13 protein-coding genes are annotated in these 20,171 nt (G+C 44.8%); 1 reads left to right on the forward strand and 12 read right to left on the reverse strand.

Annotated elements, in window-relative coordinates:
• Nucleotide 1: 1 nt before the first annotated feature.
• Both Q0230_RS01925 and Q0230_RS01930 read right to left on the reverse strand, forming a co-directional pair.
• On the reverse strand, nucleotides 2-4,456 hold the full coding sequence (locus tag Q0230_RS01925) for a DUF1800 domain-containing protein (RefSeq protein ID WP_298607608.1): 4,455 nt from the start codon (nucleotides 4,454-4,456) through the stop codon (nucleotides 2-4).
• Nucleotides 4,457-4,508: 52 nt separating this feature from the next.
• Nucleotides 4,509-5,009, reverse strand: coding sequence for a hypothetical protein (locus tag Q0230_RS01930; RefSeq protein ID WP_298607609.1), 501 nt, complete (start codon nucleotides 5,007-5,009; stop codon nucleotides 4,509-4,511).
• A gap of 156 nt (nucleotides 5,010-5,165) precedes the next feature.
• Here Q0230_RS01930 and Q0230_RS01935 point away from each other — a divergent pair, with 156 nt between their 5' ends.
• The gene (locus tag Q0230_RS01935) at nucleotides 5,166-6,191 is read left to right on the forward strand and encodes a hypothetical protein (protein WP_298607610.1); all 1,026 of its coding nucleotides are present in this window, start codon (nucleotides 5,166-5,168) and stop codon (nucleotides 6,189-6,191) included.
• Between the two features lie 5 nt (nucleotides 6,192-6,196).
• Here the strand turns inward: Q0230_RS01935 and Q0230_RS01940 are convergent, their stop codons facing one another.
• From Q0230_RS01940 to Q0230_RS01985, 10 genes are all read right to left on the reverse strand, one after another.
• Nucleotides 6,197-6,937 carry a sialate O-acetylesterase gene (locus tag Q0230_RS01940; protein ID WP_298607612.1) on the reverse strand — a complete coding sequence of 247 codons (741 nt, stop codon included), beginning with the start codon at nucleotides 6,935-6,937 and terminating at the stop codon, nucleotides 6,197-6,199.
• 115 nt (nucleotides 6,938-7,052) lie between these two features.
• Nucleotides 7,053-8,048 carry a hypothetical protein gene (locus Q0230_RS01945; RefSeq protein WP_298607614.1) on the reverse strand — a complete coding sequence of 332 codons (996 nt, stop codon included), beginning with the start codon at nucleotides 8,046-8,048 and terminating at the stop codon, nucleotides 7,053-7,055.
• 347 nt (nucleotides 8,049-8,395) lie between these two features.
• Nucleotides 8,396-10,030 carry an acyl CoA:acetate/3-ketoacid CoA transferase gene (locus Q0230_RS01950; protein WP_298607615.1) on the reverse strand — a complete coding sequence of 545 codons (1,635 nt, stop codon included), beginning with the start codon at nucleotides 10,028-10,030 and terminating at the stop codon, nucleotides 8,396-8,398.
• 27 nt (nucleotides 10,031-10,057) lie between these two features.
• On the reverse strand, nucleotides 10,058-11,455 hold the full coding sequence (locus Q0230_RS01955; RefSeq protein ID WP_298607617.1) for a GntP family permease: 1,398 nt from the start codon (nucleotides 11,453-11,455) through the stop codon (nucleotides 10,058-10,060).
• A gap of 187 nt (nucleotides 11,456-11,642) precedes the next feature.
• Nucleotides 11,643-13,112: a sigma 54-interacting transcriptional regulator gene (locus Q0230_RS01960; protein WP_298607618.1), complete on the reverse strand. Its 1,470-nt coding sequence runs from the start codon at nucleotides 13,110-13,112 to the stop codon at nucleotides 11,643-11,645.
• A gap of 30 nt (nucleotides 13,113-13,142) precedes the next feature.
• On the reverse strand, nucleotides 13,143-14,552 hold the full coding sequence (locus Q0230_RS01965) for a TrkH family potassium uptake protein (RefSeq protein ID WP_367274119.1): 1,410 nt from the start codon (nucleotides 14,550-14,552) through the stop codon (nucleotides 13,143-13,145).
• 44 nt (nucleotides 14,553-14,596) lie between these two features.
• Nucleotides 14,597-15,976: a Trk system potassium transporter TrkA gene (gene trkA, locus Q0230_RS01970; protein WP_298607621.1), complete on the reverse strand. Its 1,380-nt coding sequence runs from the start codon at nucleotides 15,974-15,976 to the stop codon at nucleotides 14,597-14,599.
• 28 nt (nucleotides 15,977-16,004) lie between these two features.
• Nucleotides 16,005-17,381, reverse strand: coding sequence for a sigma-54 dependent transcriptional regulator (locus Q0230_RS01975; protein ID WP_298607623.1), 1,377 nt, complete (start codon nucleotides 17,379-17,381; stop codon nucleotides 16,005-16,007).
• Between the two features lie 13 nt (nucleotides 17,382-17,394).
• Entirely contained in the window at nucleotides 17,395-19,599 is a 2,205-nt protein-coding gene (locus Q0230_RS01980) for an ATP-binding protein (protein ID WP_298607626.1), read from the reverse strand.
• Nucleotides 19,581-20,159, reverse strand: coding sequence for a DUF4390 domain-containing protein (locus Q0230_RS01985; RefSeq protein ID WP_298607628.1), 579 nt, complete (start codon nucleotides 20,157-20,159; stop codon nucleotides 19,581-19,583). Before Q0230_RS01985 ends, Q0230_RS01980 begins: the two co-directional genes overlap by 19 nt.
• Nucleotides 20,160-20,171 lie beyond the last annotated feature (12 nt).

Below are 20,171 nucleotides of genomic sequence, written 5' to 3' on the forward strand. Positions count from 1 at the left end.
ATTATTGGTAGTTACATGCTGGATAACTAAGCAAGGTCGCCAACATCGCTTTTAAGCGTGTATTTGCAGTCGCGGCGTCTAAATCAAATTGCCCTTCTGCATTCAAAATATCAAAAGCAGTCTGCCACTCGACTGTGCTGTATTGATTATTCATCAGCAGATCAAAGCTTTCTGCCAAGATACTTTCGGTGGTCAATGCACCACGACTACGGAAGAAAGCGGCTGGGTCTAATTGAATACCAGCTACATTGCTGCCAACTAAGCGATTCACAAAGCGAATACGTTCCTGCAATAAGCCCGTACTAATCCAATCATCCCCAGTTTCTGACCAACCTGTCGGCACTGGATTGCGATATAAATTTAAGCCCATGCGTTTGGTTTCTTCGACCAAGCCTGTTGTACTAACTTGCCCTGCAAAGGCACGTACAGAGGCGACACTAAACTCTAGGGGAGTGCGGAATTTACTATTAAAATGCTGTTCTGCATTAAATTCCGGTGCGGTTAGAAGCGTGCGCAATACCTGAGCAATTTGATCCGGTTGGCTAGCAGTTTCAATAAAACTGGCTGAGCAACGCTGTAACAATGCCTCCACCGGCTTATCACTCACAAACAGAGTAATTAGCTTAGAACAGATAAACTTGGCAGTAGCTGGGTGGCGAGCTAAGTAACGCAAAGCCTGCTCACCTTCCTCGATACCACCGCCTTTAATCGTTTGTCCCCAGAACACTTTATCTACAGCATTATGCTGAGTTGCATTAAAGTAGAAGGCATCATTTTTTACTTGCCAGCCAGTAAAAATCTCCGCTAAAGACTCGACTTCGCGCTGTGAATAGCCGCCATTGACACCTACGGTATGCAGCTCCAACACTTCACGGGCATAGTTTTCATTCGCATTGGCTTTCACATTCGAGGTATTGTCCAAATACAGCAGCATCGCGGGGCTTTGAGCACTACTTAGCAATAAGTTATAGAAATTTCCTAGAGCATTCGCACGGAAAACATCATTTTCCACCAGCTCATACAGAACCTTATCGCCCGTTTTATCTAAATTGGTATTGAAATGATTATCCCAGAACCAAGTCATCACTTCTTGCAACTGGCGCGGGCTATTTACCATCTGGAATAAGGTATAAGCCTGTAAATCTTCAGGAGTCACTAACGGTAAGTTGGCCACTGCACTATCAAAAGCAGGAGCTTGAATCTGACTAGGTTTTAATTGGGCTTCTAAGAAAGCATCAGCCCCTACACGCCGCACCTCAGCCAATAAACTGGGTGAAGCACCAAAGGTAATACGATTGACCAATTGACGAGTTTCAGCCGCTGCTCCAATCACTTTCAACGCGAGGTTTTGAGTAGCTTGTTTGCCGCTAACATCTGTCGCGGTCAGAGTGAGCTTAAGAGTTTGCCCAGCACTTAATTGACCATTTGGAATCACCCAAGCCCAATCGCCTTGGCTACTCAAGGTCAAATTCTTAGCAGCCAAATTCGTTACACCTTGCGCTTGTGCAGTTAAGCTCGCCACACCCGTGTCATCACTAACAGTGCCTTTGAGGATAAAACCAGTTTTAACCACCTCATCGCCTTCACGATGTGAACTGATTTGAATAACGGGCAAAGCTTGATCAGCAATCACCTTAAATTGCACAGTACGCTCGGTACGATTTCCTGCATTATCCCAAGCTACTACAGTAACTTTGGTATCTTTACCCGCTACTAATAGATTACTAGGGACTTTTGCTGACCAATCACCAGTGAAGGAATTAAATGCAGTGGTCAAAGTTTGGGTAGTGCTGTCAACAGTGATGTTCGCTGCAAGTTCACGAACTGCCCAATTATCTAAGGCAGTTCCAGTGAGAGTAAAGCCTGTAGTACCTACCTCTGTTTGTTTGGGGGTGAGTATTTCTACCCGAGGCAGCTCTAAATCTAAGCGGCTTCCTTCTGCATCTAAGCGAATCCCAAAATCGACCACGCCTGTGCTAGTTACTAGACGACTATAATAATTACGCCCTTGCTTAAACGGGTCTTGCGCAACAAAGACATACCTATCTCCGCTGCTCAGAGTTTCCAAATCGAACAGCACTTGCCCAGCTGTATCGGTTTTGCCAGCTTTGACCCACCATAAGCGATTGCTCGCATCCAAGCGATAGGCATTTAAACTAATATCCGGCATCACACTAGCTGTGGCTCGATTCCTCAAAGTGACTGGAATGCTTCCCACTGGAAATTTCACTGCATATTCACCTGCAGCAAAACTAGGGCTATCAACCCGCCCACCATTATAGGGAGTCGCTACTAAGATAAAGCGATTACCTGTGACCGAGAAGGCTTCTGAATCGAGCTTAGCTAAACCTTGGGCATCGGTATTCGCGCTAGTCGTCCAACCCTTCCAGCGGTTCACACCATCAGCATCAAGTTTGTAAGCAGTGACATTAATATTTGGTACGGCTGCGCCACTAAGAGCATTGAGCAGGCCTACTTGTAATAAGCGAGTGCCTACTAAGAAGGTATATTGACCCCGCGCACTCAACACTTGGCTATCACGATAACGTCCTGTCACTGGGCTAATCGTATTCAGACGATACTGCTTACCCTTATCTAAATCGGGCAAGTCAATCCGCAAGAGTCCGTTGCTATCAGTCGTTCCTTTACCAAGCCAAGTTGATGTGCCATCCGCGAGTTGTTCGCGAAGATGCACCTCTAAATTAGGCAGCAGTGCTTGGCTCGCCGCTGTGCCATCACGCACGGTTACTACCACTGAACCTAGTAAAAAATCGACAGCACCACTATGAGTATAAGCAGGGCTAGTGGCAGTAAATTTATTATAGACCGTAGTTTGTAAGCGAATCGTGGCACTTTCAGTATTGAGCTCTGCTAAATCAAAGGTCACTTTACCATTCGCATCAGTCTTTTGTTGCCCACGCCATTGTCGACTGCCATCAGCCAGCATCCGCCAAGCCACCACATCAATTCCGACCCATGCTTGTTGGGAATAAGCATCTTTCAAAGTAGCGACTAAAGGATTAGAACCGACAACAAATACCGAATCCCCTGTAGTTTTGAGAATAGCACTGGCTTTATAAGTATTGGTCAGAGGACTCAATGCTTGTAAATAAAACTGTCGGCCTTGCTCTAAACCGGGTAAATCGAGGTGTAAGAAACCTTCGGCATCGGTTTTAGTAGTTGCAAACCATTGCTCTGTACCATTGGTGAGTTTTTCGCGTACATAGACCGTATGATTCGCCAATACAGGCTGGTTCGCCAAGGTACCATCAACAACTTTGATACGGCTGCTGCCTAATCTCCAGACCTCATTGCCTGCTTGTGTAATCAACTTGGAACGAGCGGTAAATTGATTATAGGCACTAGCACGTAATTCAATTTTGCCACCTGTACTCAACTCAGGTAAATCTAAGATCACTTCTCCATTGTTATTAGTGGTAGCCGCAGTACGCCACTGATAAGCACCTGTCTCTAATAACTGATAGGCAGTGATATTCACACTGGCCAGACTTGCATTGGTTAAAGCATCACTCAGCTTAACTTTGAGTGGTGGCGAGCCTAACTTGAAAGTAAACGGGTCACCTTTTTGTAAGGGAGTACTGTTACGATATTTATTAAAAGCTTTATCTTGGGCTACCAGAACATATTTTTTACCCGCCAACAGATTTAGGCGAAGTACACCTTGTGCATCAGTATTTCCCTGATTCACCCATACCGAACTACCATCTGCTAATAATTCACGTAAGTGCACCGTGGTCGCTGCTAAAGGTGGCTGAGTAGCTTGCGTGGCATCTAGTAATTGGATGCGTGTTTCACCGACTGCAAATTCCGTCTCAGCAACTTTTGTAATCCATTCACTGACCCCACGAGTTGCATTAAACGCTGTCACAGATAATTGCACCGGCATGCCCTGAGAAAGCTGTGGAATATCAAAGGCTAGTTTACCATTCGCATCCGTAGGCTTTTGTGCAGCCCACATCAGCTTACCATCGGGTTGTTTATACCAAGCCGTAACGGGTAGATTCGGTAAGGCGGTACGTGTTAAAGCATCTTTAACAGTAACCTTTAATAAAGGCGAACCAACTCGGAACAAAACATTCCCTGTAGTTTTAATCAACTCACTGGCTCGATAGTTACCATCCGCCGGACTAATCGCATATAACTGATAATTGCGCCCTGCTCCTAAACCTTCCAAAGCAAAACTGGCTTTACCCGCAATATCAGTCTTAACCACCGTTCGCCAGGCTGATGAGCCATCAGCGAATACTTCACGGGCATGTACACTGGTATTCGCTAAAACCTGATCACTCGCTGTACCATCGACTAAGCTGACTTGTAAATTAGGGCTAAGATTCACCGCAGCTTGGCTAGTAAGAGCTATAAGACTCAGGAATAAGCCTGCTAACCAGATAGAAAACGGACCCAGCCAACGTGATAGACAAGTAGGGTTTGACATAGCTCTAGCTCTTATTATTAATAATTGTAATCCGCTCAAACTTAGGAAAAGCTTAGTGCTCGATCTTACTTGGCTCTAGTTCAGCTATTTGCTTAGGAGCTGGCTGCCTTAGTTTAGCCTGCTGACACTCAGACTCTACTTGTATCAAAGAGCTTTCCAACTTGCTTAGCTGCTGGTCTTTCTGAGTTAACTGCTGCTCTAGTTGCTTAATTTGCTCACTCGTACCATCCAGACTTACTTGTTGCTGGGTATAACGCTGTTGCTCAGTTTGCAAAGCTTGCAGTTGCTCTGATTTCCTACTCAGTTCCGTTTGCGACTGGGCTAAACTTGCTTCAGCTGTCTGTAGACGTTGTTGTAAACTAGCTAATTGAGTTTGCAAAGCTTGGAAATCAGGTGCGGGAATAGAGCTATTATTGGTTTGCATAGTAGGCAGCTCAGCTGTCAGCACAGGGAGGCTTGTTTCAGGCTTTTGTGCTACCTTTGTATCTTCACTCTGGCAAGCAGTGAGTACACTAAGGCTCAGCCCAGCGACTAAATAGGCTAATCTGGTCATGGGGTGTGACTCTTAAAAGATTATTTTTATAAATATGACTAATAGCTTAACACGCAGTACCTAAAACACAACGACCGATCAGCGGAAAGCGTCCAAAGCGAATGCGGTACGGAAGGGCTGGTCGACTGAGAAAATAATTTAAAAATAGGATTGAGCATGTCAACCCAAGAAGAAACAAGCGCACCTGTAGAGCTCAGCATTAAACGCCCCCCTCTACGCTTTAATGAAACCCAAACCATTCTGAACGCTTTAGGTGAGCATTTAGACGGTGACTTAATTACTTATTGGAATAATCCACGTGGCACGGTTTGCCATAGCGATGTCATTGCGCTCTATCACTTACTTAATGCACATGGTGGTGGTAAACGAGTTAATTTATTTATCAAATCCGATGGGGGGAATGGTCAAGCTTCTTTACGCATGGTCAGTTTATTGCGTGAATACTATGAACAAGTGGTGGCCTTAGTACCGCTCGAATGTGCGAGTGCCGCGACCATGCTTGCCTTGGGTGCTGATGAAATTCACATGGGACCGATGGCTTATTTGACTTCCGTCGATACCTCCTTAACTCATGATTTGTCACCCATTGATCGAGATAATGATCGAGTCAGTGTGAGCTTAGATGAATTAAAGCGTGTCATTCATTTGTGGCAGGCACAAAAAGATAATGAATCCTCTAATCCGTATAAATCACTATTCAATTATGTACATCCTTTAGTGATTGGCGCGGTAGATCGGGCTGAATCTTTATCCATGATGCTTTGTGAGCAAATTCTCAGTTATCACTGTACCGATGAAAGCCAAATCAAAAAAATCGCTAGCGCCTTAAACTCCGCTTACCCCAGCCACTCTTATCCTATCCTGAAAAAAGAAGCACGGCGCGTAGGCTTAAATATTGTGGATATGGATAATAAGGTGCTGAATCTTTTATTAGAATTGCATCAACTCTATAGCGATATGGGTCGCAAATGCACTACCGACTTTGATGAAATTCGCTCCCATACCAATGAGATTGTCAATATTTGGGAATCCACTGGACGCATGGTACTGTACGAAGTTGATAAGGATTGGTTCTATCGCGAAGAAGAACGGCGCTGGATCACCATGAATGATAATGGTGGCTGGCGTAAACTCAGTATGCGCGATGGGGAGCTAGTCAAAGAGGAAATGCCCTTGGCTTAATCAGCTTAAGTTACTGGATAAAATCGCCTGACCGCATACGCAAAGCTCCGACCTAAACCGACTTCTCCCAAAGTGTCATAGTGGATTTGGTCGGCAGCTTTGGATAAATCATCGGTACTCACCCAAACCGTGCGTGGCATTTGGGTGGTGACTACTTCTTGCGCTTTCCTGAGTGTGTCTACGGCAGGATGTTGCGCTTTAGGTGGGTTAATCCGCCCCAGAATGAAAGCGGCATTCGGGCTAGCGTATTCACGGCGTAGATCATAAATAAATGCTTTTAAATTCCCCAGATACGCATCGGCTGCCAGTGGATAGCGTGAATCGCGCTCGCCTTGCATCCAAATAAAGGCATTCACCGTATTACCCTGCGTCAAAACTTGGCTCACCGCAATTTGCTGCTTGAGCAAAGCATACAAACTAGACTGGATAGTGCTTTCGGTCATACGAAACGACAAGCGTGGATTCCACTCCTTTGCCCAGTCATAAATCGATGTACCGCCTACTGCTAATTTCACCACACGAATTTTCCGCCCCGGATACCACGCTGCTAAATATTTAGTGAAAGAAACTTCAGGGCCAATACGTCCACCGGTTTGCTGATTAAACTCCATTTTGCGCCCGTGTTGATGGAATTCAACTTGTACCGGCTTGACCTTCAACCAATCGGGTAGCTCACTAAATAGGCTCTCTGTCCAACCCACCATATTGGATTGACCAATCAGAACAAAGACCAAATCTTGCGGCATAACAGCACCCAGACAGCTTGAGGTAAAATAAACAGACAGCGGCATCCACCAACACTCTAGAGGGTGCTCTGCTTTAACTATAGTTAGGACTAATCGGGGTTTGAGTACCTTCCGACTAACGGAAGCGAATCACTGTCAAACCTGCTTGGGTATCAGCAATATAAGCAGTCTTCTGATCCTGACTGACTGTAACCCCTTGTGCAGCTCGCTGGGTTTTGATGCGTTGCACAACTTGTGGATTGAGTGGGTTGCTGAGATCAACGACTGCTACACCACTGAATAAATCGGCGACCAAAGCGCTTTGTCCGTCTTGGCTTAACTGCACTGCAAAAGCATTCCGCATCGGTAATTGATTAGTTTGACTGCGGGCTGAAACTTGTAAGGCATGTACACTCAACCCCCCTTCATTATTCGCAGCAAATAACCATTGCCCATCCTTTGAAACGACTAAACGTTGTGGGTGCCCAGCTGGATTAAAATGGCCTTGGTGCACAGGCGCTTGTGGTTTACTGACATCAATAATTTGAATTCCATCGGCTTGATCAGCAATATACAAAGTTTGCCCATTGCCATTCAGTGCTACCCCTGCACTTGCTGCGGAGCTTGGAATCACCGCTAGCGGGCGTGGTTTAGTCGGCTGACTTACATCCACCACCACTACTCCATTGGTATTATCCGCAACAAACGCTGTGCGCCCATCCGGAGTCAGCGCCACATCAAAGGCATAAGACGAAGTATCCAAGCGCCCGATTAGTTTCAAAGCAGTCGGCTGACTCAGATCAACAATGGCTAAGCCAGCAGCTCCATTCGCTATAAAGGCTAACTTGCCTCGAATGAGGATAGACTCGACCTGCTGCAAAGCACTAAGTTTAGTAATCATGCTCGGCTTTTCTGCTGCGTGCACATCCACCACCAATAAACCCTCTTGGGCTGCCCCCACCAAAACATGGCGCTGATCAGGCAGTAAAGCGACCGCATTCGCTGAACCTTGGGTAGGGAAATTTGCAAGGATTGCCCCAGAGCGAAAAGCAGCATAAACCGGATTTAAACTGCTAAGCATTAACCAGCAAACTAGGCAGAAAATAGAAAAATGAACACGAGAAAGTTTCATGAGGTTCATCCTTAAGTAGAAGTGATTTAATGAGCCGGTCTTGAAAGAATAGACCCTAGCTTGGTAATTAAGTGCGCTTGTTGAATTAGGGAGGTCGGGCGAGGCAATTGGAGCATTGAACTTGTTTATTCTTTATCCTTAATTTTTAATCCTTCCAAACGCCACTTAATCAATTCACCATTTTCTACCCGCTCGTAAATGTCCTCAACTTTGAGCGTAGTCTGAATGGATTCAAGCGTCACATCCTGCCCCAAATAATAATACGCTGGCTGCCAAGCTCCAAAAAATCATGTCACTCCGTTGATAGTAGCATAATTTAAATCTGCCTCGTGTGGACACTAGCCTAGCTAAGCTGTGACTAATAACGTCTCACGTATCCCCATTGGCTCATCCTTAAAAATCCGCGCATCCATAAGCTTTGGTGCTTGGTGTATAATCGGTCTAAAATCCATTTGCTCCAATACATCACGCTCCAAATCAATACCGGGGGCAATTTCAATCAATTCAATTCCTTCTTCACAGAGTTTGAATACCGCACGCTCAGTCACATAGAACACTGGTCGCTTTGAGGCAAAAGCTACCCGTCCACTGAAGGTACGATGCTCGACTTGGCTGACGAATTTACGGGTTTTGCCTTCTTTCAACACTTTGATCTGACTATTCGCAATGGACAGTTCTAATTGACCTGCAGTGAAAGTACCCACAAATACCACCTTTTTGGCATTTTGTGAGATATTAATAAAACCACCTGCCCCGGCCAGTTTCGGGCCAAATTTGCTGACATTGAGATTGCCTTCTTGATCCGCTTGCGCTAGCCCTAGAATGGCAATATCCAAACCGCCGCCATCATAGAAATCAAACTGGTTAGGCTGATCAAGAATTGCTTGAGTGTTGGTAGCAGCACCGAAATTCAAACCACCCGCAGGAATTCCCCCCATAACACCCGGTTCAGCGGTGAGCGTCATTAAGTCAAAAATATTTTCTTCAGTCGCCACATTCGCGACTCCTTCCGGCATCCCAATCCCTAGATTCACCACATCATGCGCTTTTAGCTCCATCGCGGCACGGCGGGCAATCACTTTGCGCTCATCCAAAGGAATGGGTTCAATGGCGGACACAGGTACACGCAATTCACCTGCAAAAGCAGGGCTATACGGTTCAATAAAAGTTTGTTGCTGGTATTCGGGCTTTTCAGCGACGACCACGCAATCAACTAATACGCTTGGGATTTTTACCTGACGCGGATTCAAGGTATTCCGCTCAGCAATCCGCTCGACCTGGGCAATCACAATACCCCCACTATTGTGCGCTGCCATCGCAATGGCTTGAGCCTCTAAAGTGAGTGCTTCCTTTTCCATAGTGATATTGCCATCAGGATCAGCTGTCGTGCCGCGAATAATCCCGACATGAATGGGGAAGGCTTTATAGAGCAGATACTCCTGCCCTTCAATTTCCATGAGGCGCACCAAATCTTCTTGAGTGCGCTCATTGAGTTTGCCACCACCATAACGTGGATCGACAAAAGTACCTAATCCGACAGGTGTGAGCGTACCTGGTTTACCAGCAGCAATATCGCGAAACAGATGGCAAATCACCCCTTGTGGTAGATTCCATGCTTCGATTTGATTGCTGGTGGCTAGTTCACCCAATTTCGGCGCTAACCCCCAATGTCCGCCAACCACCCGTTTAACCAGACCAGCATGCCCTAAATGATTTAACCCACGTTGCCCACCATCGCCTTGACCAGCGGCATACACCAAAGTCAGATCATGAGGGTAGTCTTGGGTAGCATCCGCTAGCTGGCTACGTTCAAGGAATAAATCCTCCAAGGCAACGGCAATATTTTCTGCAAAACCAATACCAATGAAACCACTGGTTGCTACTGTTGCACCAACGGGAATTAGCTCCACTGCTTGACGGGCAGACATAATTTTGCTGGTTTGATGCACAGGTTTAATCACTTTAATATGTTGTTGAGGCATGCTTAGCTCTCCTTGCCTGAATGGCCGCTAGACTAGTCCAGTTGTATAGAACACTGCAATCACTACAAACACTGCCATCGTCTTAATACAAGTAATCGCAAAAATGTCTTTATAAGATTGGCGATGTGTTAAGCCGGTTACTGCCAAGAGAGTAATGACTGCGCCGTTATGCGGTAAGGTGTCCATACCACCGGAAGCCATTGAAGCAACCCGATGGAAAACCTCTAACGGAATGCCCGCAGCTTGTGCATTAGCAATAAAAGTATCGGCCATCGCCGCCAAAGCAATACCCATACCACCCGAGGCCGAACCAGTAATCCCCGCTAAAGCGGTGACAGTGATTGCCTCATTGATTAAAGGATCGGGTATTGCCGCTAGACCTTCCGCAATCACTTTAAAACCAGCTAAAGCCGCAATCACTGCACCGAAACCGTATTCAGAAGCTGTATTCATAGTTGCTAATAAAGCACCACCAATGGCAGTTTTCGAACCTTCGGCAAAATTCTTAATTACCGTGCGGCCTGCAAAAATGAACACAACTAAAATACCCAGCAATAAAGCCCCTTCAACTGCCCAAATTGCTTTCACCGGATCAATTTGCACCACGATTTCAGTTGATTTACCGACTACGGCAGATTGGAAAGCCACTTCTTTGCCATAGAAACTAGGAATCGTCATGGTAAAAACTTTATTCATCACCCCAACCATTACTAAGGGCAATAAAGCAATCCACGCATTTGGTAGTTTTTCATTTTCAAATGGTGCTGGTTCATTGAGTAAATCCGTACCATAGCCTTCACCACGCTTAGCCGCCCGCCGCCGCATCCATTCTAAGTAAAGCATACCCAGCGTAAAGATAAAGATCGCGCCAATAATCCCTAAAATCGGTGCAGCATAAATATCGGTTTTAAAGAACGTCGTTGGGATAATGTTTTGAATCTGCGGCGTACCAGGCAGTGAATCCATGGTGAAGGTAAACGCGCCCAAAGCTATTGTGCCTGGAATTAAGCGCTTCGGAATATTACTTTGGCGGAACATTTCTGCCGCAAAGGGATAAACCGCAAAGACCACCACGAATAAAGACACGCCGCCATAGGTGAGAATCGCACAGACAATGACAATGGCCAGCATGGCGCGTTCACGCCCAATCAGATTAATCACTGCAGCAACAATCGATTTGGAAAAACCGGATAGCTCAATGACTTTGCCAAACACCGCCCCCAATAAAAAAACGGGGAAGTAGTTTTTAATAAAACCGACCATCTTATCCATAAAGAGGCCGGTAAACACGGGCGCAACCATATCAGGGTTGACTAATAACACCGCCCCTAAAGCAGCAATCGGTGCAAACAGAATAACGCTGTAGCCGCGATATGCGACAAACATTAGAAAGGCTAAAGCGCCTAATACAATCAAAAAATCCATATGGACTCACTCCTCCAAACGAAAAAACACCCGCAGTACAATCTGCTAGTACTTTCTGTTTAGCAAAGCGCGTGCCAATAATTAAGTTATTGATTTTAATGACCACAAAGAGCCAAGGTAAGAATTACTAAACTGATCTGTTCGTTTTTCTGAACACTAAACTGTCCTGAAAGACGAACACTGTAGTCTAGTTGGAGCGGTAAGTAGCCATTTTTTCGTACAGTGAAGTGCGCGAAATGCCTAACCGCGTGGCGGCTTTAGCTTTATTACCCCCACAGATTTGTAAGGCATCTTGAATGGCTTGATATTCGGCTTGAGCTAAGGTGACTGCTAAAGTATTCGCAGTTAGCTCAAGGGGCTCAGACTGATTAGGATACTTACTCACTGAGGTTTGAGTTTGAACCACGGGCAATAAAGCCTGTATATCCTCCAAGCTAATCACAAAGCTATCAGAGAGCATCACCGCACGTTCTAACACGTTCTGTAGCTCACGCACATTGCCTGGCCATTGATAATGAGATAAATAGTCTAGCGCTCCAGGGCTTAACTCACGCGGCGAGCCAGCTTGCTTATGGCTAAGGTTATCTAATAATTGCTCGCACAATAAGGGCAAATCCTCTAAGCGCTCGCGTAAACATGGCATATTTAACGGCACAACATTTAAGCGATAATACAAATCAGCACGAAACTTCCCCTGTGCAACTTCTTGTGCGAGATCACGACTGGTGGCAGAGAGAATACGCACATCGGCGCGGAGTAGTTGATCAGAGCCTAAGGCTTCGTACTCCCCTTCTTGCAAGACGCGTAAGAGTTTAGCCTGCAAGGTTGCTGGCATATCCCCGATTTCATCCAAGAATAAGGTTCCGCCTTCGGCTAATTTAAACTTACCTTGCCGACCTTTGCGATCTGCTCCTGTATAAGCCCCAGCGACTGCCCCAAAAAATTCAGCTTCTAATAAAGCCTCAGGAATGGCTGCAATATTTACCGCGACAAAGGGTTTATCCGCACGTGTACTCGCATTATGAATAGCCTGCGCCAATAACTCTTTACCGGTACCTGTCTCCCCTTGAATTAATACGGTAGCGTTGGAACAAGCTGTACGCCGCGCTTGAGCCTTTAATTTGGTTAAGCGTTCGGAAGTACCAATCAGACTACTTAAAGTGTATTTAGCACGGCGGGCGAGGGCTAGCTGTTGGCGCGTATCCTGCAGTTCTTGCTGAATTTGATTATATCGCGAGACTAAGGGTGCAAGATTACGCGCATCATCTAAGAGTATCAGGCCAATCCCACCAATCACTCTACCTTGCTCATCATGTAACGGTAGGCGTGATACCACAAATGACTCAGCACCAAAGCTCATAATATCCAACATGATAGGGCGGCCAGTCTCGACTACTTCGCGCATGAGACTATTGGGTAAGACCGCTTCTACTGGTTGCCCAATCACAGCTTTAACATTGGTAATACCTAAACGCTTGGGATACTGATCATTCATCCAGACGACGCGGGCTTGACGGTCGACCACCACTGCACCCTCACAAAGCTCCGCAAACTGCTTGAGTAGCGATTGACTCGCAGTTTGTAAGAGATAACTTACATCAGACCTAGCCCCCTCAAGCGCAGCAATAACTGGTAAACCTTGACCCGACTTCAACATCGCCAACTCCTCCGCTACCGCTATTGAATACTATCTACGCCAAAAACTAGGTGAGAATAAGACCAAAACAGTGAATAACTCCAAACGTCCCATGAGCATAGCAAAGGAAAGCCACCATTTGGTAAAGTCATCTAGCACCGAAAAACTACTAGAAACCTCACCTAAACCAACACCCATATTATTTAAAGTGGCAGCCACTGCGGAAAAGGAAGTGACTTGATCATGCCCTGCGGCCATCATCCCCAACATAAAAAGGGTGAAAACTGCCACATACATAGAAAAGAAGCCCCAAATCGACCGTGTCACACTTTCAGGAACAGGTTCTCGATTAATTTTAATATGCGTATGGGCATGCGGATGGGTCAATAGACTAACTTCACGCCAGCCTTGTTTCATCAATAATAAGAAACGAATCACTTTTAACCCGCCTCCTGTAGACCCTGCACAACCACCAACGAAACTGACAAACATTAACAAGACCGGTAATAAAGTCGGCCATGCTGACATATTAGTTGTTAATAGGCCGGTTGAGGTCATAATAGAAGCAACTTGGAAACTAGCATACCGAACCGTCGTTGGTATATCTGTATAGTAATTATTTTTCCATAAAACACCAGCACAGATAACAAACACGACAAACATAATGAGCAAATAGAGTTTAAACTCTGAATCAAGCCAATAATATTTTAAAGATTTATTATGCAGGACTGTAAAGTGCAAAGTGAAATTTACCCCTCCCATAATCATAATAAAAGTGATTGAATACTCTAAGAAAGCGCTATTAAAATACCCCATGCTAGAATCATGGGTTGAAAAACCACCCGTAGAAACTGCAGAAAAAGCATGACACACTGCATCAAACCAAGTCATGCCACCTAATAAAAACAAACCAATTCCAATCAAGGTCAGAATTAAGTATACATACCAAAGCAAGCGTGCTGTTTCTGTAATGCGTGGAGTCAACTTGGAATCTTTAACAGGCCCTGGGGTTTCGGCTTTATACAGCTGCATGCCACCAATACCTAGCATGGGTAAGATCGCTACTGCTAAGACAATCATTCCCATCCCACCCAGCCAATGTAATTCCATACGATAGAAATTAATTGAGCGTGGTAAAGAATCAAGCCCCACTAATACCGTTGCACCAGTAGTAGTAAACCCTGAAACTGTTTCAAAAAACGCATTCGCTAAACTAATTTCAAAGCTTGTGGATAAAGATAAAGGAATAGTTGCAGCAACACTTAAACCAACCCAAAATAGCACTGCAATTAAATAGCCATCGCGGAGACGCAATTCATTTTTATAATTTTTAAAAGGCAACCACAATAAAATTCCAGCTAATAGAACTGACCCAAAGCCCCACCAAAAATTGGATAAATCCGGATCACCCATGAGTTCACCAATCGCAATCGGTGGTAACATGGTTAAACTAAATAGCATCAAAAAGATGCCGAGAATTCGGAAAATAACGCCATATTGCATAATTAAAAGAAATGAATGCCGACTTGAAAGAGTTTTTCCACAGCAGGAATATAGCGTTTATCAGTGAGGAACATAATTACATGGTCATCTGGCTCAATGAGCATATCATCACCTTCTTTCATTATGATCACTTCCTCATTGCGCACTAAAGCGCCAATAATTGTTGAAGGTGGCAATTTAACTTCACTTACCCGCCGCCCAACGACCCGCGAAGTTTTCTTATCACCATGTGCAATAACTTCAATCGCCTCCGCAGCCCCTCGCCGCAGAGAATGCACCGCCACAATGTCACCACGCCGAATATGTGTCAGCAGTGCGCCAATGGTAATTTGATGCGGGGAAATAGCCAGGTCAATACTACTTTCCACTAAAGCGGTATAGCTCATCCGATTGATTAGACTCATCACGCGGCGCGCACCCAAACGCTTAGCTAACATTGAGGAAAGAATATTTGCCTCATCATCATTCGTGACCGCGATAAAAACGTCGATATTCTCGATATTTTCTTCAATTAGCAGATTCTCATCTGCTGCATCGCCTTCCAATACTAGAGTTTTGTCTAATCTTTCCGCAAGTTTAGATGCACGCTCAGAATTTCGCTCAATAATCTTGACCTGATAGCGTGCATCTTCCAATTGGCGGGCTAAACGATTACCAATATTCCCCCCACCGGCAATCATAATGCGCTTATAAGGCTTATCAAGACGACGTACCTCACTAATTAAAGCGCGAATATGTTTCGGATTGGCGATGAAAAAGACCTCATCATCAACTTCTACTACGGTATCGGGGCTAATCGTGACGGACTTATCATGCCGGAATAAAGCAACTACACGTGCTTTAACCCCTGGCATATGCTCATACATTTCCCCCAAACGATGCCCCACTAAAGCCCCACCAGCGAGTGCTCTAACCCCAACTAATTGCACTTTACCCTCAGCAAAGTTGAGCACTTGTAAAGCCCCTGGATGGGCGATCAACCGGAAAATATATTCAGTGACTAACTGCTCTGGACTGATGAGTACATCGATCGGTAAAGCATCAGAGGCAAATAAACGTGGATGATCAAGATAATGAGAAGAACGAATACGCGCAATTTTGGTGGGAGTTCGATAGAGCGTAAAGGCTACATGGCAGGCTACCATATTGATTTCATCGCTATTGGTGACTGCAATCACCATATCCGCATCTTCAATCCCTGCGCGCTCTAAAACTCGTGGATAAGATGCCTGCCCAATCTCGACGCGTACATCAAGCTTCTCTCGCAAAGTACGTAAAGCCGAAGCATCGGTATCAACAATAGTAATATCATTGTCTTCGTGCGCCAGTGCTTCAGCTACTGAGCGCCCAACTTGTCCTGCGCCAAGAATCATGATTTTCATGGCAGGGATTATAAAGGTTAATCAAAAATTAACGTCCATATTTTTTTGGATCTACGCCCAACGAACGCATTTTCCGGTATAAATGGGTGCGCTCCATTTTGACCTGATCCGCAAGCTTACTCACATTGCCATCGGCTTGCTTGAGTTGATAAATCAAATAATCATGTTCGAACTGCTCACGCGCTTGCCGTAAGGGCAAATCATATAAGCTTTCTGGCATTTGCCCAATTTCACTGGTGAACACAGGCACTGTTGCACCCACTGCCTCTTCTGCCTCTTCCAAACTAATTTCAACTTCAGTGCCAAGAATTAATAAGCGATGGACTAAATTACGTAGCTCTAAAATATTCCCAGACCAGCGATGATTGCGTAGGAAGTTCTGTGCCGGCAAGGTGAAATGGCGATAAGGCAAACCATCTTGTGCAGTAAGCTGATTCACATAATAATTTAAGAGTTCAGGTACATCTTCGGCATGCTCACGTAAGGGGGGTACTTGAATGGGTAGTACATTTAATAGGTAATATAACTCCTCATTAAAAGCACCTGCATCAATATCATCTTGCAAATCATGAGTCGCTGATACAATCAGCTGCACATCAAAATCCATTTGCTCCGTTCCACCCACTCGGGTGAAGCGTTTGCTTTGTAAAGTTAAAAGTAAGCGCTTTTGGCTTTCAGTATCTAAATCTGCGACTTCAGCCAAATACAAACAGCCGCCCAAAGCCTCATCCACTAAACCATAACTGAGCTTACCCTCTAGCTCTGAACCAAACAGCTTGTGTTCAATACTACCCACCTCCAACATCGGCACGACGACTTTTACAAAGGGACGATCACGCCGCACACTATGTGCATGGATATAACGAGCCACTGCCTCTTTGCCGACACCATGTTCGCCATAGAGCAATACACTAGAATCATGTTGAGCAATTCGACTGGCTTGCTCACGCAAAAGCTGCATAGCCTTACTCGTACCCACAATCTCGTGGGAAAATACCATTTGCCGCCGCAGACCTTGGTTTTCTTGCTCTAATTGGCTGGTGCGTAAAGCATTCTCAATCGTTAGTAGCATCTTGGCGAGAGATAAAGGCTTTTCAATAAAATCATAAGCCCCTAGCTTAGTCGCCTCCACCGCAGTTTCGATGGTGCCATGCCCTGACATCATAATCACTGGGCAAGTTAAACTATTACTAGAGCGCCATTCCTTCAGGAGAGAAATCCCATCTAAACCAGGCATCCAAATATCTAACAGCACCAATTGAGGCTTGCGTTGCCGGAAGATCTCGCGCGCACGCTCTGCATTCTCCGCCACCTCCACCCGATAACCTTCATCTTCAAGAATCTCACTAATCAGTTGGCGAATATCCGGCTCATCATCCACGACTAAAATCAGTTGTGCTGTCATCACTGACCCTCCTTTAATGACTAATCTCCGACGAGTGGGGAGCATCCTGCTCGCGTTTCACCGGAAAGGTTATTGTAATAATAGCGCCATTTGGCTCAGCATTGCGCGCTGCTAAGCTGCCGTTATGCTCTTCCACGATCTTTTTTACGATTGCTAAGCCTAAACCAGTGCCTTTATGTTTGGTAGTGACATACGGCTCGAATAAATGTGGCAAGATCTCCACAGGAATTCCTGGTCCATTATCATGCAGGCATAAAACTACTTGTTGAGTATCTGCTTGATCTTCGACTCGGGTGCGAATCAGAATCTGTCCATCTGTGCGCCCTTCACCAATCGCCTCTAATGCATTTTTCACTAAGTTCACCAGTAGCTGACGAATTCGATGCGGATCTAAATCTAACAGGGGTAATTCCTGCTCTTCTAACACAACACGCACTTTTTGGGGATTATCAATATATAATTCAGTGACTTCACGCACGATTTGATTCAAATGAGTGGACTGTATGATCAATGCAGGTGCTTTCGCATATTCACTAAAAGCATTCACCATGGCTTTCAAGGTATCCACTTGTTGAATAATAGTGCGGGTCATCCGATTAAGAAAATCAGCCGAATCCTGATCTAAAGACTTGCCTAATTTACGTGAGAGGCGCTCAGCAGATAATTGAATCGGCGTTAATGGGTTTTTGATTTCATGAGCTAAACGCCGTGCCACTTCACTCCAAGCTGCATCATGTTCTGCTTGAACTACATCCGTTACATCCTCAAAAACCAACACATAACCTTTTTGCTGTTTAGAATCATAAGGCAAACCCGCTCCACGGCAGACTAAAACCCGCCGCCCTCGTTCGGAGGGTAAATTAATTTCTGCTTGCCAATCCGTTTGCGGTTGATCCAACCAGGGTCTAATCGCTTGTAAGAAGGGAGTCAAGGCTTCCTGAGCAAAAGCTTCAGTTAAATGTTGGCCTAAATGATTATGCAAAGGCTGACCGAGAATTAAACTTGCTGCACTATTTACGCGTCGAATCACTTGCTCTTCATCTAAAGTCACTACCCCGGAGGATAAATGCTCTAAAACCACATATAAATAATCATGTTCTTGTTGTAATTGCCGCCGAGCTTGTTCACGCTCTTGTTGCACGCTAGATAAGCGCTTAGTCATGGTATTAAAGGAGCGTGCTAATAAACTAAAATCATCCCGATCAGAAACAGGTAATTTTTTCTGTAAATCACCCGAGGCAACGGCTAAAGTACCTTCGACCAAATCACGTACTGGCTTAGTTAAACGCCGCGAGAAAATAAAAGCAGCCCAGAGTGCAAATAAAACTGTTAAAACAGAAATAACTAATAGAGCCAAGCGAAAGGTATTTTTCAAACCTTCTTGATTAAAGCTAATCGTCCGATATTCTTCTTGGGCAGAACCAACGCTAGAGGCTAAACTACTTTCACGCTCCGAAAAGGGAAACATCGCCGTGAGAATTCCATTACTATTATCCGATCCATAGCGCACATGCATGGCTACCCGAATAAATAAAGTTCCATCCTCTCCAGTCGGCTCTAAATGCGAATACTCATCACGCCGATTCATCGTGCGAATTAAATCACCAATCGGAAATAAAGGAATCAATTTAGCCACTTCATCCACACTAGTGACTAAAATCCGCTGATCATCGCTAATTAAAATCGCTTCTTGCGCTCCATGTAAAGCCCGCCAATTATCCATTAAAGCAGCAACTTCTAAACGCCCTTTCCCACGAATTTGTGTGGCTAAGCGTGACAAATCCTGTAAATGAGCACTACTACGAATAGACAAAGATAAATGCGATAACTCGACTGCATCATCTAAGGCTCGCGCAATCCGTACATCTAATTGCTGCCCAACATTTTTGCCAATGAAATTCATTGAGAAATAAACAACTACTACGACCGGTAGCATTGAGAGAATGAGAAAGCCCATCATTAGGCGGAGAGTAAAACGTGAACCAGCTTGGCGGGTATGCCATTGATAAATAGCTCTCACTAGATTAGTCAGGATCGCAATCCCTAATACTAATAAAATGAAAACATTTAGATAAACTAAATTTTTTCCATAAGAACGAAAAAACTCGGCATCACGGGTAGCTAAGTGAAGCAAACTTAAAGAAACAATTAATAAACCACCCACTACCACTGTAGGTAACCAACGCAATAAACTTGCCTTTAGGGTGTTAGTGCCCACAATACGCCTTGGCTTACCAATGAATGATCTTCAGAAAACAAATTCGATAAGCCTAGTGGTAAACTATCAGGCTCTTTAGGTGATAAGGTTGCTTCCATAAATAAAGAGGTATTTGCTTGATACACGTTAGTGGGTAATGGAGGCAGTTTATAATTCTCCAGAGAGCCTAAATGATTTAAAGCGGAAGCTAGATTTGAAAAATTCCAATGCTCGCCCGTGTCTTTACGCACTACCTGATAATGGCGACTTAATGAATGATATTTTAATTCAGAAATAATACTGGCAAACTTTTCACTCTTATTAAACCACCAATCATTATGCCAAACTAAATTGAAACGCACTTCATGAGTTAAGGTACCGCCATTCAGTAAACTATCACGCAAATAATCGGTGAGTTGATAATCTAAATGTAAAGTAGCCGTTAAAGGTATATTTTGACCATTATTATAAAGCGTAAAATCCCGCACGGTAATTTTCTCTTCCGCCGCAAAACTCGTTGTCGCTAATAGCCACCCTAAAAAAATGATGCACAAACTGCGCATCCACCATGAGTTTTTCATTATATGCTCTTT

This window comes from uncultured Thiothrix sp., from assembly GCF_937876535.1.
In the GTDB taxonomy this organism is placed as follows: Bacteria; Pseudomonadota; Gammaproteobacteria; order Thiotrichales; family Thiotrichaceae; genus Thiolinea.